We start from the raw sequence: 15,803 nt of genomic DNA, 5'->3' as shown, positions 1-15,803 counted from the left end.
CGAATGGCTCGACGCGGTTTACCTGATACTGCGCGTCGTCTGGTTCGCGGGCAAGCCTCGCTCCAACAGCGTTCTACGTCAGGTAATGACCTTCAGATCCACCCCCAGCGCCGCCGCAAAGGCTTTGACCTGCGGGCTGCGCGGGGTGTTGTGGCGCAGGATCAGGCTCAGGGAGGTGCCGATGCTGATCGTTTCCGGGCACAGGACACGCAAGGTGCCGTTGCCGATCAGCGGCGCGGCGTAGTGCTCCGGCAGGAAACCGATAAAGCGTCCGGTCAGGATCAGCATCGCCACCGCCTCGACCTGTGACGCCGATGGCGCCTGGCTGCTGTAACTGACGAACCGGGTCTTGTCGTTGTGAATGGCGTAGCGGTGGTTGATTACCTCATGCTGGCGCAACACTTCACCATCAACCTCATGGGCTGGGACGTCATACAATGCGTGACCACGAGCGCAGTAGACCCTGGACCACTCTTCATACAACGGAAAATAATCAAACTCTTCACGTCGCTGATAAACCGGCACGATGCCGACAATCAGCCGCCCCTCCACCACACCGCGTTCAATTTCATCCAGTTGCGCCGCATGCAGGCGCAATCTTACTTTCGGCGCCTCATCATGTAACTTGCGCAGCGCCGCAATAAGCGGTGAATTAACATCGGACACGGTGTTATCAATCACACCAATATTCAAATCGCCGATCAGTTCATTTTGCGCCGAACTAAGCCGGTCACGAAAACTGTCCACCGAGGCAAATAAATCGATGGACGCCTGATACACCAGTTTGCCCTCCTCGGTCAGGCAAAAGCCTTCCCGGCCTCGCGTACACAGGCGCATACCGATGCGGATTTCCAGGTCGGAAATCTGCTTGCTGATGGCGGCGAGGCCCACATTCAGCTCGTTTTGTGCGGCACTGAAACCACCGGCCTCGACCACTGCCTTGAACACCCGAAGCAATTTGAAATCCAGCCCGCTGAGCGATAACGGAGGTCGACTTGCCGGCCGGGGTGGCAAGTTTCCAGAAGTGGAAAGTGGGGTTTCCATAAAACTGATTGACCTCGTTCGCCATATTCAACAGGCTTTGACCTACAACAAGAACATAGCCGAGCCGCAATAATGAACATAGATAATGGCCATTGGCAACCTTGAATCGACTTCTCCGATCAGCGTGAACAGCGCCGATGTAAAGCAGATAAAAACCTGACATATCGATCAGGACCTGAACTTCGCAACTGCCCTCCGAAACCCGCAACGCCATACCCACCATGGCCTGTTGTTATTTATTCGTGTTTTCGCAAGAGGAACCCGCAATGTCCGAATCTACCGATCGTCTCTGGGGCGCGCGCTTCAAGAGCGGCCCGGCCAAAGCGCTGGCGGCGTTGTCCCGTTGCCCTGACGATTACTTCCGCCTGACGCCCTACGATCTGGCTGGCTCCCGTGCCCATGCCCGTGAATTACAGCGCGCCGGGCTGCTCGACGAAGCGGAAACACGGAGCATGCTCGAAGCCCTGGACGGGATCGGTAATGACTTTCGCGAAGGCCGTTTGCACCCCACGCCGGGTGACGAAGATGTGCATACCTTTATCGAACGGGTGCTGACCGAACGCCTCGGCGCGCTGGGCGGCAAGCTGCGCGCCGGACGTTCACGCAACGACCAGACCGCCAATGATCTGCGTCTGTTCCTGCGTGACCATGCACGGCGGATCGCCAGCGAAGTGCTGAACCTGCAGCAGGCCCTGGTGATGCAGGCCGAACAGCATATCGAGAGCATCTGCCCCGGCTTCACCCATTTGCAGCAGGCACAGCCCATCGTCTTCGCCCACCACTTGCTGGCGCACGCCCAGGCCATGCTGCGCGATGTGCAGCGCCTGGTCGACTGGGATGCGCGCACCGCTTTGTCGCCCCTGGGCGCGGCAGCCATGGCCGGTTCCGCCATCGCCCGGCAGCCTGAATTGTCGGCCAGGGAAATGGGCTACGACGGCACCTGCGAGAACTCCATCGATGCCGTGGCCAGCCGTGATCATGTCGCTGAATTCCTGTTCGCCGCGAGCATGTTGGGAGTGAACATTTCCCGTCTGGCCGAAGAGTTTTGCCTGTGGTCCTCGCGGCAGTTTCGCTGGGTCCAACTGGATGACGGCTACGCAACCGGCAGCTCGATCATGCCGCAGAAGAAGAACCCGGATATTGCCGAGCTGGCGCGGGGCAAGGCAGGTCGCCTGATCGGCAATCTCACCGGCCTGCTCTCGACCCTGAAATCCCTGCCGCTGTCGTACAACCGTGACCTTAGCGAGGACAAGCATCACGTCCTCGACACCGTGGACACCCTGCTACTGGTGTTGCCCGCCATGGCCGGGATGGTCGCGACGATGCAGGTCCAGGTCGACGAACTGCGCCGCCAGGCACCTTTGGGCTTCACCCTGGCCACCGAGGTGGCGGACTGGCTGTCGTTGCGCGGCGTGCCGTTCAAGGTCGCCCACGAGATCACCGGCGCTCTGGTGCAGCTATGTGAGAAACACCAACTTGAACTGTGGGAAGTCACCCCGGCCATGCTTGCCGAAGTCGATGAGCGACTGACCCCCGAGGTGCGTGACTGCCTGACGCTGGAAGCCGCCATTGCCGCCCGCAGTGGACGCGGCGGCACGGCGCCGGAGCGGGTGCGCGAGCAACTGGAACGGCTCAAGACCGCGCTGGTCGGGCAGCAGCAGTGGACCGCGAACTACGGCGGTTTCCGTATTTGAAACACAGGACAAGGTGGGAACGACTTCGGGAACGATTGTGGGAGCGAAAGCGCTGCTACAGACGATACAAATGCGTCGGAAGTACTGGCCTATTCGCGAATGAATTCGCTCCCACAGAATTCGCTCCCACAGACTCGCTCCCACTGGACTCTCTCCCGCAGAGAGATTTGTTAGATCAGTCATGTCTTGCTTGATGAGAACCCCATGAACCAGAACGAAACCGCGCGTTTGCAGCAGGCACGCAAAAAGACTGAGGATCAGTTCGACATTACTCAGTACGAGCACGTCCCGCGTCGTTACTACGGCCGGATCTTCTTCGCGACCCTGATCGTCATCGCCCTGTTCGGTCTGGCCCGGGCTTTCGCCAAGGGGCAGATCGAGTGGGCGTATATCGGTGAATTCCTGACGTCCCAGGCGATCCTCTGGGGCTTGGCCAACACCATCATCATGTCGATCCTGGCCATGGCCCTGGGCGTAGTGATCGGGGTCATCGCGGCGATCATGCGCATGTCGCAGAACCCGATCCTGCGCTACGTGGCCATCACCTACACCTGGCTGTTTCGCGGCACGCCGCTGATCCTGCAACTGCTTCTGTGGTTCAACCTGGCGCTGATCTTCCCGGTGATCGGCATTCCCGGCGTGTTGCAGTTCGACACAGTGAGCATGATGACGCCCTTCGTCGCCGCGCTGCTGGGCCTGAGCATCAACCAGGGCGCCTACACCGCCGAAGTGGTCCGCGCCGGCCTGCTGTCGGTGGATACCGGCCAGTATGAAGCCGCCAAGTCCATCGGCATGCCGCGCCTGCAGGCCCTGCGCCGCATCATTCTGCCCCAGGCGATGCGAGTGATCCTGCCGCCGGTGGGCAACGAATTCATCAGCATGGTGAAGATGACCAGCCTGGCCAGCGTCATCCAGTACTCCGAGTTGCTGCACAACGCCCAGAACATTTACTACGCCAACGCCCGGGTGATGGAGCTGCTGATCGTTGCCGGTATCTGGTACCTGGCCGTGGTCACCGTTCTTTCATTCGGTCAGAGCCGTCTGGAGCTGCGCTTCGCGCGCGGCGCCGGCAAGCGCTCATAAGACGGCCCGAGGAGACTACCCATGAGAAGCATCGTCAAGGCCGTCAACCTGCATAAGTATTACGACAGTTTTCACGCCCTCAAGGACGTCAGCCTGGAAGTGGACCAGGGTGAGGTGCTGTGCATCATCGGCCCGTCCGGCTCCGGCAAGAGCACCCTGCTGCGCTGCGTCAATCAGCTGGAGAAGATCGACAAGGGCGGTCTCTGGGTCGACGGCGAGTTGGTCGGCTATCGCGTGGTCGGCAACAAGCTGCACGAGATGACCGATGCCCAGATCGCCCGCCAGCGCCTGGCGACCGGCATGGTGTTCCAGCGCTTCAATCTGTTTCCACACATGACCGTGTTGCAAAACATCGTCGAAGGCCCCTGCCAGGTGCTCAAGCGCTCGCCCAAGGAAGCCCAGGAAGATGCCCTGGAGTTGTTGGCGCGGGTCGGTCTGGCCGACAAGCGCGGCGCCTATCCGGTGGAGTTGTCCGGAGGTCAGCAACAGCGCGTCGCGATTGCCCGCGCGCTGGCCATGCGGCCCAAGTTGATGCTGTTCGATGAACCCACTTCTGCCCTCGACCCGGAGCTGGTTGGCGAAGTGTTGTCGGTGATGCGCGACCTGGCGCACACCGGCATGACCATGATCGTCGTGACCCATGAATTGGGCTTCGCTCGCGAAGTGTCCAACCGCATGGTGTTCATGGACGGCGGCCAGATAGTGGAGGCCGGCAGCCCGGAAGACATTCTAATAAGTCCACAAAACCCACGTACGCAAAGCTTCATTTCTGCCGTTCGCACTTAACTCTGAAAACAAACGGGAACGCCCCATGAAGAATTTCAAACACCTGATCGTCCCTACCCTGCTCGCCAGCCTGATGAGCTGCGCCACGGCCTTTGCCGCAGTGCCAGCCAGCATCAAGGAAAAAGGCGTGATCATCGCCGCCATCGTGCCGAACTATCCGCCGATGGACTTCAAGGACACCGCCACCAATACCCTGACCGGCCTGGATGTCGACCTGGGCAATACCCTGGCCGAACGCCTCGGAGTCAAGGTTGCCTGGCAGGAAACCGCTTTCGAGCAGATGGTCAGCGGCCTGGTCACTAAACGTTTCGACATCATTTTGTCGGGCATGACCGATACAGCCGAACGCCAGAAGTCCGTAACCTTCGTCGACTATTTCACCAGCGGCCCGCAGCTCTACACCCTGGCCAAGCGCAGTGACATCGAGAAACTGACCGACCTGTGCGGCAAGAAAGTCGGCACCAGCCGTCGTACCACCTGGCCTGCCGAAATCGCCGAGTGGAGCAAGGCCAACTGCGAAGCCTCAGGCAAGCCGGCTATCGAAGTGATCGGCTCCGAAGGTTCGGCCGATGCCCGCGCGCAACTGCGCCAGGGTCGCCTGGACGCGGCCATGCAAGGCAGCGAGACCATTCCGTACCTGATGACCCTGGAGAAGGACACCTACAAACCGATCGGCCTGGCGATTTCCAAGCAGTTCACCGGCCTTGGCGTCAACAAGGCCAATCCTGAACTGGCCAGCGCCATCGCCGAGACCCTGCAGGCCATGGTCGATGACGGCACCTACGGCAAGATCCTGAAGAAATGGGGTCTGGAGGATGGTGCGGTGGCGAAGATCGAGACCAACAAAGGGCAGTAACCTCTTCACCGGCGAGCCCCTCTCATGATGAGAGCGGACTCGCGGGGAGCGGATGAAGGGAGCAAATAGTGAGAGCGAATTCATTCGCGAAAGCGGTGTTACAGCCAAGCAAGATGTATTGGATGTACCGGCCTCTTCGCGAATGAATTCGCTCCCACAATTCGCCCCATAGTCCGCCTCCACAATTCGTCGCCAACAGGATTCAGCCTGCTGAATCCGACAAGGACTTCAAAACGCCGTGGCTACCTATTCGCTTGTCATCCGCCGTCTGATGATTTGCTCGCTGACCATCGTGATCAGTCGGGCAATCACCAGTCCCTTGCTGACATTGTTCCTCAGCAGACGGCTGGGTCTGGATCAACAGGACGTTGGTCTGCTGATGGGTATCGCGGTGTTCCTTGCAACACTGTTGGGGCTTTACGGCGGCTACATCATCGACCGTCTGGAAAAGCGCAAGCTGCTGATCATGGCCATGCTGTCCAGCTCGATCGGCTTCACCCTGCTGACCTTCGCCCATAACCTGTACCTGACCACCCTGACCCTGGTGATCACCGAAACCGCATCGGCGCTGTTCCTGATCGGCTCCAAGGCGATCATCAGTGAGAACCTGGCCATCGGCCTGCGCGCCAAGGTGTTCTCCCTGCGCTACACCCTGACCAATATCGGTTACGCCACCGGCCCCATGCTGGGCGTGATCATCGCCGGGCATTTGCCCCTGGCCCCCTTTCTGATTGCCAGTGGCATTGCCTTCGCCAGCGTGTTCCTGATGATCGGCATCCCGCCCAGCCCCCGCGATGAGCAGGCAAAACCACAGAGCTTTCTCGCCACCCTGATCACTCTGAAAAACGACCGCACGCTGATTCTGTTCACCGGCGGCAGTCTGCTCAGCACCATCGTGCATGGGCGCTACACCCTGTACCTGTCGCAGTTCCTGCTGGTCACTGACAGTGCCGACAACGCCCTGAAAATTCTTTCCGCCGTGCTCGCCTGCAACGCCATCACGGTGATCCTGATGCAGTATCAGATCGGCCGCTTTCTCAAGCGTGAACAGCTGCCGTATCTGATCGTACTCGGCACCGTGCTGTTCGCTGCCGGGCTGATCGGTTTCAGCTTCGCCCACAGCCTTGTGGCGTGGTGCGCCGCGATGTTCGTCTTCACCCTGGGCGAGATGATCATTTATCCGGCCGAGTATCTGTTCGTCGACACCATTGCCCCCGAGGCGCTACGCGGCAGCTATTACGGCGCACAGAACCTGGCGGCCTTCGGTGGCGCGCTGAGCCCGGTGATCTGCGGTTACCTGCTGATCAACTCACCACCTGCAAGCATGTTCTATGTGCTCAGCGGGCTGACCCTGCTGGGCGGTGCCTTGTGCTTTATCAGTGGACGTCGGGCCAGACTCCCCGGCGCAGAGCCATCGTCAGTGGACTAGAGTCCTTTGCGACCCGGGATAAAAAGAACAGTATGTTCCTGTGTCCTGTCTCTCCCACTCACGACCATGAGGATATCGAGCATGATTTATCGCACGCTTGGCCAATCAGGCCTGAAGGTTTCCACGCTCACCCTGGGCGCCATGATGTTCGGCGAACAGACCAGTACCGAGGAGTCGCTGCGTATCATCGACAAAGCCTGGGATCAGGGCGTGAACTTTGTCGACACAGCAGATGTGTATAACGCCGGGCGCTCGGAAGAAATCGTCGGTGAAGCCATTGCTTCGCGACGCAGTGACTGGGTGCTGGCGACCAAAGTGGCCATCGGCCCGGCAGACGGCGTGCCGAATCGTGCCGGGTTGAGTCGCAAGCATATCTTCAATGCCATCGATGCCAGCCTGACGCGCCTGGACACCGACTATGTGGATATCTACTACCTGCACAAGGAAGATCACAATACGCCGCTGGAGGTGACCGTGTCGGCCATCGGCGACCTGATCCGCCAGGGCAAGATCCGCTACTGGGGCCTGTCGAATTATCGCGGCTGGCGCATCGCCGAGATCGTCAACATCGCTCAGCGCCTGGGCGTGGACAAGCCTGTCATCAGTCAACCACTGTATAACATCGTCAACCGCCAGGCCGAGATCGAGCAAATCACGGCGGCTGCCTACCATGGTCTGGGCGTCGTACCTTACAGCCCACTGGCCCGTGGCGTACTCAGCGGCAAATACGCGCCCAACGCTACACCGGACAGCAACAGCCGCGCCGGGCGCCAGGATAAGCGCATCCTGGAAACCGAGTGGCGTGCCGAGTCGTTGCAGATCGCCCAGCAGATTCAGCAATACACCCGCGACAAAGGTGTCGGCATCGTCGAATTCGCCATTGCCTGGGTGCTGAATAACCATGCGGTGACATCGGCCATTGTCGGCCCGCGTACCGAGCAGCAGTGGGATACCTACACCAAGGCGCTGGAAGTCAAAATCACTGCCGAAGATGAAGCCTTCATTGACTCGCTGGTAACACCAGGGCACGCCTCGACGCCTGGCTTCAACGACCTGCAACACTTTGTATCAGGACGTTTACCGCGCTGAGCAACCGCGAGGATGCGGTGCCAGAGCCGCCGCATCTCCAGCCCGTCCGGCCCCTCCTCCCGCTCATCCCTTTGCCCTACCGTCAGCGGCGTCAAAAAAGGTTAAGATAGTGCCCTCTTAACCCCTCCCTCCCTGCTGACGTCAAATAAATGACCTTCGGGGTCCCCTTGAATATAAGGCGACCGTGTCGACGCGGAAGGCGTAACTCACATCTACCCTTGGTTTGACAAGTCGTCATGCAGTACCTAGGGTAATTTGGATCCAATATTTAGCCTGGCCTAGATAGAAAAATATGGTAACGCGCGAAACCGGTAAGGAAAGCTTCCTGTGTCGGGTGCTGGGGAATGAACAGCCTCCTGCACACATGGCCCGGGGCATCATTGAAGAAAAATTGCGCAGCGCCATTCTTGATGGCCGCCTGCCCAGTGGTACGGCGTTGCGCCAGCAAGAACTGGCAACCCTGTTCGGCGTCAGCCGCATGCCGGTGCGTGAAGCCCTGCGCCAACTGGAAGCGCAATCGCTGTTGCGGGTCGAAACCCATAAAGGCGCTGTCGTCGCGCCGCTGATCAGCGAAGATGCCTTCGATGCCTATGCACTGCGCAGCCTGCTGGAGTCCGAAGCCCTGCGTCAGTCGATCCCGCTGCTGGACGAGCAGGATCTGGCCCAGGCCCGCCATTACATAGAGCAGCTGGAAATCGAAAGCGACTACAGCGAAATGGGCCGCCTCAATCGGCTGTTCCACATGTCGCTCTATGCCAAGGCTCCCAACAAGCGCCTGCTTGCCCTGGTCGCCGAAGGCTTGAGCGAAGAGGAACGCTTTCTGCGCTTCAACCTGTCCGACATGGGACTGGGCAAGCTGTCCCAGGAAGACCACTGGCATTTGTTCGAGCTGGCGCGGGACAAGCAGGTCGAGGAAACCGTCCAGGCGCTGCAGCATCACTTGCAACGTGGCGTCCAGGCGATCACCCGCTACCTTGCCAGCCGCCCGTCCCCCAGCGATAAACCGGCACGTCCGCGCAAGAAAGCCAGCACCTGAAAAACACGTTGACCACCCGCCCCTCGCGCAGGTAACCAGCCACACTGGCTGCTGCGCGTGGCTGTCGCCCGCTGGCCAATGACCTCCCCGCTTGTTCCGCTATGCCCTCCCTCAGCAACACGTCCTCGATTGGCCGCCTCGTAGAATCAGGCACACTCGGCAGCGTCGGCGCGGATGCCGACCGCTGCTGTGTCCGATGGCGCGGATAAAATCCCCGTCATGAGCTGGAGCAGGGCGTCTCTTTACTCAACCGGCGTAGGAAAAGGAGTTTCTTGACGGGCGAAAAGACCTTGGGACCTCGGTTCCGATGTCGCCCCTTAAAAAATAAAAACTGCATCAATCCACATAACGGCAACGTTGAACGAGGCATTCGTTCATTAATTAAAATTCTGATCCTAATGGATCGGAAGGGTTGCCTACGACCAAATAAAACTTCAGGAACAAGTTTTATCGCTTTCGCTCAGCCTTTGAAAACAATCAACTTACAAATTATAAAAAAGTGTTTGCAGCGCTGATTGAAAGTGTTCTAACTTTTATTTGCACCACGAAAAACCGAGTATCGCTGCCCTGAAAACCTTCAACGGGCCAATTACATTTATTCGAATAAGTTATACCTGAGTCAAACTTCGTGCTTTCTACGGCCCGGCCTGGGAAACAGCCATATACCCGGCCGGGCTGGGCCATGACGTTTATACAGGAGCAACTTAAAGCGTCGCTCAAGCAACAAACCGTTTAAAAATACACTTATCGAGGGATCGCCATGTATTGCCAAAAAACGCTGTTGAACCGCAAAAAATCCGAACTCAGCAATCACCCTGTTTTCGCCGAAATACATTCACTGGATATTCTCCGGCGTTTTATGGAAACCCATGTTTTTGCCGTATGGGATTTCATGTCGTTGACCAAGCGCCTGCAACAGGAACTCACTTGCACGACCCTGCCCTGGCTGCCGCCCAGAGATGCCAAGGCCGCACGGCTGATCAATGAAATCGTACTGGGAGAAGAGTCCGATGATCGCCTGCAGCACGGGCATTACAGCCATTTCGAACTGTATCTGGATGCGATGCGCGAGATCGGCGCCGACACGACGAAAGTCGAGCGGTTTGTCGCGCTGCAACAGACCGGCACACATTACCGCACTGCGCTGCATCACGTAGACGCCGGGCAGGCCGCGAGCGGCTTCGTTATTCATACCCTGGAAACGGCCTTGCATGCCCCGGCCCACTGCGTTGCAGCGGCCTTTCTGCATGGCCGGGAAAGTGTCATCCCGCAGATGTTCCAACGCATCCTCGACGATTGGGGCATTACCGGTAATCAGGCTCCGACCTTCCGCTATTACCTGCAACGCCATATCGAAGTGGACTCCGAAGATCATGGACCGGCCGCCGAGGAACTGCTGGCACGGTTGATCGAAGGTGACGAACAACGGCAGCACGAGGTGTATGTCTCGGCCATTGCGGCGGTGGAGAGCCGCATCACGTTGTGGGACACCCTACGCCAGAGCATGCGCGTTGAATCCACCGCTGATGCCATCGGCTTCTGACCACGACCTACAAGGACGCAATCATGAAAAGCGAAGAGTATGTGTCGTTCGTCGATGCCTGGGAGGGTCGTGCGACCATTCGCACACGCCCGCGCCGCATCGTCGAGAACGATCAGAAACTGATCTACCCCCTCAGCCGCCAACCTTTGGTGTTGAGCGAAACCTTTACCCGCGAATGCCCGCAGTTGCGCGACTTCGCCCTGGTGCAAAGCCTCTACAAGTTCATCAACGATGTGGTGATCTTCGAGACCGAGATCGTCGACAAGACCGCTCGTAGCATCGCCAAGGGCCACTTTGCCATTCGTTTCCCGTTCGCCTGCCGCTATGACGCCATGACCGTGGTCATCGATGAGGACTACCACGCACTGGTGGCCATGGATTTCATGCAGCAGACCATTGCCATGACCGGCATCGAGCCCATCGAGCTGCCCGGTGAAATAGAACTGAGCCGAGCGATTCCTGCAGCATTGGCCATGGCTCCGCAACATTTGGTCAGTGCTGTTGAGCTGATCTGCGTGGCCATCGCCGAGAACACCGTCACCAACGATGTCGCCGCCTTCGCCAAGGATGATTCGGTCAAGCAGTCGGTGAAGGGCCTGATGGCCGATCACCTGCTGGACGAGGGCCGCCACTCGGGCTTCTGGTCGCGTCTGGTGCGTATCTACTGGGGTACCGCACCGGATGCCGACCGCGAGTGCATTGCGCAGATCATGCCGGTGTTTATCGCCCAATACCTGACTCATGCCATTCAGAAGGACTTCGACTTCAGGTTGATCGAACATCTGGCCGTGAGTGAACCGGTCAAACAGGCACTCAAGGATGAAACCAGTGCGATGGCCTTTCCGATCAACCGCCATCACCCGTTGATCGGCAACATCATCCGTTTCTTCAAGGCCAGCTCGATGCTCGATGCACCGTGCGTAAGCCAGGCTCTGGCGGCCTATCTGCCCAGGCAGGAGGTGCTGCAATGAAGCGCCTGAAGATTGTCCTGATCGGCCAGAGCCAGACCCTGAGCGAGCTGAACAACGAGCTGCTGGATCATGGTCACCAAGTGCATTATTTGTGTCAGGCATCGGCAATGGAGAGCGAGCGGGTCACAGGCGCGGATCTGCTGATCGAGGACGGTAGCCTGGAACTGTCGGCGCAGTGCTTACGGACGTTTGGCCAACCCGAACATCTGGGACTGCGCGTCGGTCTGGGTGCTGACCGGATTGAGGGCCTGCCACGGCTTGAGTTGCTGTGCTGGCTTGGCTCGGCAACGGCGCAGCGCCTGATCGTGCGGCAGTGGCTGGATGCCCGAACCCTGGGCAACGGACGCATGCTCCACGACGCAGCCGTTATGGCGCTGGTCGAGATCGCGGCGTTGCAGGTCAGCCGTCGCTCGCGTGATGTCGATTATTTGCAGCACACACCGACCGTTGAAGCGCCGCTCAGTGAATGGCAGGACGAACTATGCGCCATCGACCGCCTGCTGTTCCGTCATCGTTTTAACCAGACCCATCAGGCGCATTTGCTGGCCCTGGCCGAAACGCCCCTGATTGCCCGCCTGCAGGACAGCCTGCTGGCCTTTACCGAGCGTCCCGCGTTGAGTATTGCGGGCCAGCGCCTGAGTTACCGCGATCTGCACGGCTATAGCGTGGCGATCCAGCAGGCGTTGCTGCCGTTGCTCCGCCTGCCCCAAGGCGAGCAAGCAGTGATTGCTCTGTGCCTGCCCAAGTCGGCCGCGCTGTTCGCGGGCATTCTGGCGATCCTCGGCAGTGGTGCGGTCTATCTGCCCCTGGACCCGAGCCAGCCCGTTGCACGCCAACAGTACATTCTGGAGAACGCCGGGGCCGTACTGCTCCTGCATGACGGAACGCATCCATTGGCGGTGGCCGGGTTTCCCGCTCTGGATATCAGCGCCATCAAAACACAGGCCAGTACCCGGCCACTCATGCTGGAGCAACCACCAGGCGACGCGCCGTGCATGGCGCTGTATACGTCCGGCACGACGGGCAAGCCCAAGGGCGTGCTGCTCAGCCAACGTAACCTCAGTCACTTCAGCGCCTGGTATGCCGAGTATGTGGCGCTGTCGGAGCACAGCCGGGTCCTGCAATTTTCGACGTTGAGCTTCGATTCGTCGCTGATCGATATTTTCCCGACCTGGCTGAGCGGTGCCGAACTGGTGGTGGCCAGTGAAGATCAGCGGCGCGATCCCCTGCAATTGGTCGAGCTGATCCGCAACAACCTCAGCCACGCCTTTCTTCCGCCAGCCTTGCTCAGCGTGCTGCCTCTGGAACAGCTGGCCGGCCTCCAACACTTGATGACCGGCGGCGATGTCTGCGAGCCCTGTGTCATTGAACAGCTGACCCGACAGTGCCACTTCCACAATCTGTATGGCCCGACGGAGGCCACGGTATTGATCACTGCGGGTGCGTTCCAACCGGGCAGCAGTAATCGCAATCTGGGGCGGCCTATTGCCAACAGTCAGGTACTGATTCTCGATGAACAGGGCCAGCCCGTGCCGGAGCAAACCCAGGGCGAGCTGTATATCGTCGGGCCAGGGGTGTGCCTTGGCTACGTGAACAATCCGATCCTGAGCGCCGAACGTTATGTGACGCTGCAACTGCCCGGGGGCGAGACGCTGTCAGCTTATCGTACCGGCGATATGGCCAAATGGACCGAAGATGGTATCGAACTGTGCGGGCGCCGCGACAATCAGGTGAAGATCCGCGGCTTCCGGGTCGAGCCGGAGGAAATCGAACACTGCCTGCGCGACAGCCAGCTGTATCGGCAAGTGGCAGTCGTGATCGATGGGCAGCGGCGGATCCTCGCGTTCCTGGCACAGCCTGTTGACGCCCAGGCCGGCGATGCGCTCAAGGCCCATGTTGAAAGTTTATTACCCGACTATATGCGGCCGACCGCCTATACCGAACTGGCCAGTATGCCCTTCGCTAATAACGGTAAGGTAGACCGCGCTCGACTACTGGAAATACCGGTCAGTTTTACCGACGCGCAACCTCATCGCTCGGCCGCGACCGCACAGGAACAACAACTGCTGGAGCTATGGACCGAGTTGTTGGAACTCCCTGAAGGGGATATTTCCACCGACGAAAGCTTCTTCAATCTGGGCGGCCATTCGATCCTGCTATCACGCATGTTGTTGGGTATCCGTGAGCGTTTTGGTCGCAGCATTCCGATCAACCGCTTTATCGAAGCGCCTACGATCCTGACCCTGGCAAGTCTGCTCGGGAGTGAGGAGCCGACGGCCTATAGCGTCAGCCCCCAGGCCATTCACGATGCCAGCGCGGATCTGGAGATGCCGGTCCTGCCGTTCAACCGGCTGGGGGACGTGCATAAGGTCATCGTCACCGGGGCCAACGGCTTTCTTGGCGTGCATATCGTTGAAGCGTTGCTGAACTGGGGGAGCAGCGAGATCGCTTGCCTGGTGCGCCCGGGGTCAGGTCAGAGCGCCGAAGAGCGCTTTAGGCGCGCGCTGAAAGAGAACCGTCTGGAGCACCTGGACCTGAGTCGAGTGAAGGTCTACGCGGCCGATATCACCCAACCGCAACTGGGTCTGGATAACGAAACCTATGAGCATCTGGATCGCGACTTTGGCGTACTGGTGCACAACGCAGCCAATGTGAACCATGTGCAGGACTACGAGAGTCTGGTCAAGGATAACGTGGCACCGATTTTCGAGTGCCTGCGTCTGTGCGAAGGGCGCAGCAAGAAGATCTTCAACTTCATTTCGACGCTATCCGCCTCCAGTGCCATCGACAGCGGTGGCAACGTACTGGAAGAACCCGCTGCCGACACGCCACCGATCTACATCAAGAACGGCTACAACCTGTCCAAATGGGTGGCTGAACGCATCCTGCAACGGGCCAGAGATCAGGGCTCGTGGGTAAATATCTATCGCCCTGGCAACATCGCTTTCAACAGCCGCACCGGTGTCTGCCAGCCGCACAAAAACCGCCTGATGCTGATGCTCAAGGGTTCATTACAACTGGGTCAGGTGCCGGAGTTCAGCATGAATTTCGACCTGATGCCGGTGGACTTCCTCGCGCGCTTCATCGGTTTCCATGCCAGCCGATATCAGGCCCATCACGCCGTCTTCAACCTGCATAACCCGGAGCCCCTGAGCTGGAACGGCTATGTCGAGGCCTTCCGCGAGGCCGGGCGCGAGTTCGAGATCGTCAGCGTGAGCCACTGGCAGAGCCAGCTGGGCCGGGTCGACAGCCAGAACGCGCTGTTCGGCGTGCTGGGTTTCTATCTGGATGGATTCGAAGAAGACATCGGCGACATCTCCATGATCGAGCACCACAACGCCCAGGCCGGCATCCAGCGCATGGGCGAACGCTACCCGCAAAAGACCCCGGCGTTGCTACGCAAGGGCTGCGATTACCTGAAAGAAATCGCATTCATCTAAACCCAAGGAGAACACCATGAATAGCAATCTGAAACCCGACACCCTGATCAAGGACCTGCAAGGGCCACTGGTTGTATCCCGTGTGGATATAGCTGCTGACGCAAAAAGCGTGTGGGACATCGTTGGTAACTTTGCAGGCTTTCCGGTATTCATTCCGGCGCTGGAGTCCTGCGAGATGACAGGCGAAGGCGTGCGCTCGGTGCGCAAGAAGCTGTTCAAGGACGGCAACGTGGTTATCGAACAGCTCAACAGCCGCGACGAGCAGGCACTGTGCATGACCTGGACGCTGATCTATACCTCGTTGCCGATCGGCAATTTGTGGGCAGCCATGAGCGTCGAGACGCTAGGTGATGAACAGTGCAGCGCGACCTGGAGGATCATCGGCGAGCCGTCTGCGCAATGGCCAACGTCAGCCGCTGAGTTCCAGGCGTTCCTTCAGGGCTTCGCTGATGACGCCATGAACAATGTGCGCAATCTGTTCCAATAGTTTGTAAAGCACAAAGCAAAAACCCCGTCTGCTTGCGCAAACGGGGTTTTTTAATTGAATCTTGACGATGACCTACTCTCACATGGGGAAACCCCACACTACCATCGGCGATGCATCGTTTCACTGCTGAGTTCGGGATGGGATCAGGTGGTTCCAACGCTCTATGGTCGTCAAGAAATCTGGTTGCCGATCCGCCATCAGGTGACGTGCCAGCGAATTTTGATGTTCTCTACTTAAAAGACAAAACCCCATCTGCTTTCGCAAATGGGGTTTTGGAATTTAATCTTGACGATGACCTACTCTCACATGGGGAAACCCCACACTACCATCGGCGATGCATCGTTT

Annotated in this window: 12 protein-coding genes and 1 rRNA gene; 11 read left to right on the top strand and 2 right to left on the bottom strand. The window is 58.8% G+C overall.

Annotation, left to right across the window (positions count from 1 at the left end; translation table 11 throughout):
- Nucleotides 1–78 precede the first annotated feature (78 nt).
- The gene (locus ACCD02_RS13865) at nucleotides 79–1,044 is read right to left on the bottom strand and encodes a LysR family transcriptional regulator (protein ID WP_413302516.1); all 966 of its coding nucleotides are present in this window, start codon (nucleotides 1,042–1,044) and stop codon (nucleotides 79–81) included.
- 266 nt (nucleotides 1,045–1,310) lie between these two features.
- On the opposite strand from ACCD02_RS13865, the gene argH reads away from it, so the two are divergent.
- The 11 genes from argH (at nucleotide 1,311) to ACCD02_RS13810 (ending at nucleotide 15,458) form a co-directional block, all read left to right on the top strand.
- A complete protein-coding gene (gene argH, locus ACCD02_RS13860) occupies nucleotides 1,311–2,738 on the top strand; it encodes an argininosuccinate lyase (protein WP_413302513.1) in 1,428 nt (475 codons plus the stop codon).
- Between the two features lie 204 nt (nucleotides 2,739–2,942).
- Entirely contained in the window at nucleotides 2,943–3,821 is an 879-nt protein-coding gene (locus tag ACCD02_RS13855; RefSeq protein ID WP_413302510.1) for an amino acid ABC transporter permease, read from the top strand.
- Between the two features lie 21 nt (nucleotides 3,822–3,842).
- Entirely contained in the window at nucleotides 3,843–4,607 is a 765-nt protein-coding gene (locus ACCD02_RS13850; protein ID WP_413302507.1) for an amino acid ABC transporter ATP-binding protein, read from the top strand.
- A 25-nt stretch (nucleotides 4,608–4,632) separates the two neighbouring features.
- A complete protein-coding gene (locus ACCD02_RS13845; RefSeq protein ID WP_413302505.1) occupies nucleotides 4,633–5,463 on the top strand; it encodes an ABC transporter substrate-binding protein in 831 nt (276 codons plus the stop codon).
- Nucleotides 5,464–5,701: 238 nt separating this feature from the next.
- A complete protein-coding gene (locus ACCD02_RS13840) occupies nucleotides 5,702–6,892 on the top strand; it encodes an MFS transporter (protein WP_413302503.1) in 1,191 nt (396 codons plus the stop codon).
- Between the two features lie 81 nt (nucleotides 6,893–6,973).
- The gene (locus tag ACCD02_RS13835) at nucleotides 6,974–7,981 is read left to right on the top strand and encodes an aldo/keto reductase (protein ID WP_413302501.1); all 1,008 of its coding nucleotides are present in this window, start codon (nucleotides 6,974–6,976) and stop codon (nucleotides 7,979–7,981) included.
- Between the two features lie 292 nt (nucleotides 7,982–8,273).
- Nucleotides 8,274–9,017, top strand: coding sequence for a GntR family transcriptional regulator (locus ACCD02_RS13830; RefSeq protein WP_413302498.1), 744 nt, complete (start codon nucleotides 8,274–8,276; stop codon nucleotides 9,015–9,017).
- 760 nt (nucleotides 9,018–9,777) lie between these two features.
- Nucleotides 9,778–10,560: a DUF3050 domain-containing protein gene (locus ACCD02_RS13825; protein WP_413302495.1), complete on the top strand. Its 783-nt coding sequence runs from the start codon at nucleotides 9,778–9,780 to the stop codon at nucleotides 10,558–10,560.
- A 23-nt stretch (nucleotides 10,561–10,583) separates the two neighbouring features.
- Nucleotides 10,584–11,531, top strand: a complete 948-nt coding sequence (locus ACCD02_RS13820; RefSeq protein ID WP_413302492.1) for a diiron oxygenase — start codon at nucleotides 10,584–10,586, stop codon at nucleotides 11,529–11,531.
- Complete coding sequence (locus ACCD02_RS13815; protein ID WP_413302489.1) at nucleotides 11,528–14,971, top strand: non-ribosomal peptide synthetase; 3,444 nt, start codon at nucleotides 11,528–11,530, stop codon at nucleotides 14,969–14,971. The genes ACCD02_RS13820 and ACCD02_RS13815 overlap by 4 nt, the downstream gene beginning before the upstream one ends.
- A 16-nt stretch (nucleotides 14,972–14,987) precedes the next feature.
- Nucleotides 14,988–15,458 carry an SRPBCC family protein gene (locus ACCD02_RS13810; RefSeq protein ID WP_413302486.1) on the top strand — a complete coding sequence of 157 codons (471 nt, stop codon included), beginning with the start codon at nucleotides 14,988–14,990 and terminating at the stop codon, nucleotides 15,456–15,458.
- Nucleotides 15,459–15,517: 59 nt separating this feature from the next.
- On the opposite strand, the gene rrf is transcribed toward ACCD02_RS13810, so the two are convergent.
- Nucleotides 15,518–15,633: ribosomal RNA gene (rrf, locus tag ACCD02_RS13805) — 5S ribosomal RNA — on the bottom strand.
- Between the last annotated feature and the right edge of the window lie 170 nt (nucleotides 15,634–15,803).

The organism is Pseudomonas sp. Pseusp88 (assembly GCF_047303955.1).
Lineage (GTDB): Bacteria > Pseudomonadota > Gammaproteobacteria > Pseudomonadales > Pseudomonadaceae > Aquipseudomonas.
Note: the sequence above shows the minus strand (reverse complement) of the source record. Positions and strands in the feature narration are given on the sequence as shown.

Excerpts from the sequence above, each read along its gene's own strand:
- ACCD02_RS13865 (WP_413302516.1), bottom strand. The coding sequence starts at position 1,044 with ATGGAAACCCCACTTTCCACTTCTGGAAACTTGCCACCCCGGCCGGCA.
- argH (WP_413302513.1), top strand. The coding sequence starts at position 1,311 with ATGTCCGAATCTACCGATCGTCTCTGGGGCGCGCGCTTCAAGAGCGGC.
- ACCD02_RS13855 (WP_413302510.1), top strand. The coding sequence starts at position 2,943 with ATGAACCAGAACGAAACCGCGCGTTTGCAGCAGGCACGCAAAAAGACT.
- ACCD02_RS13850 (WP_413302507.1), top strand. The coding sequence starts at position 3,843 with ATGAGAAGCATCGTCAAGGCCGTCAACCTGCATAAGTATTACGACAGT.
- ACCD02_RS13845 (WP_413302505.1), top strand. The coding sequence starts at position 4,633 with ATGAAGAATTTCAAACACCTGATCGTCCCTACCCTGCTCGCCAGCCTG.
- ACCD02_RS13835 (WP_413302501.1), top strand. The coding sequence starts at position 6,974 with ATGATTTATCGCACGCTTGGCCAATCAGGCCTGAAGGTTTCCACGCTC.
- ACCD02_RS13830 (WP_413302498.1), top strand. The coding sequence starts at position 8,274 with ATGGTAACGCGCGAAACCGGTAAGGAAAGCTTCCTGTGTCGGGTGCTG.
- ACCD02_RS13825 (WP_413302495.1), top strand. The coding sequence starts at position 9,778 with ATGTATTGCCAAAAAACGCTGTTGAACCGCAAAAAATCCGAACTCAGC.
- ACCD02_RS13820 (WP_413302492.1), top strand. The coding sequence starts at position 10,584 with ATGAAAAGCGAAGAGTATGTGTCGTTCGTCGATGCCTGGGAGGGTCGT.
- ACCD02_RS13815 (WP_413302489.1), top strand. The coding sequence starts at position 11,528 with ATGAAGCGCCTGAAGATTGTCCTGATCGGCCAGAGCCAGACCCTGAGC.
- ACCD02_RS13810 (WP_413302486.1), top strand. The coding sequence starts at position 14,988 with ATGAATAGCAATCTGAAACCCGACACCCTGATCAAGGACCTGCAAGGG.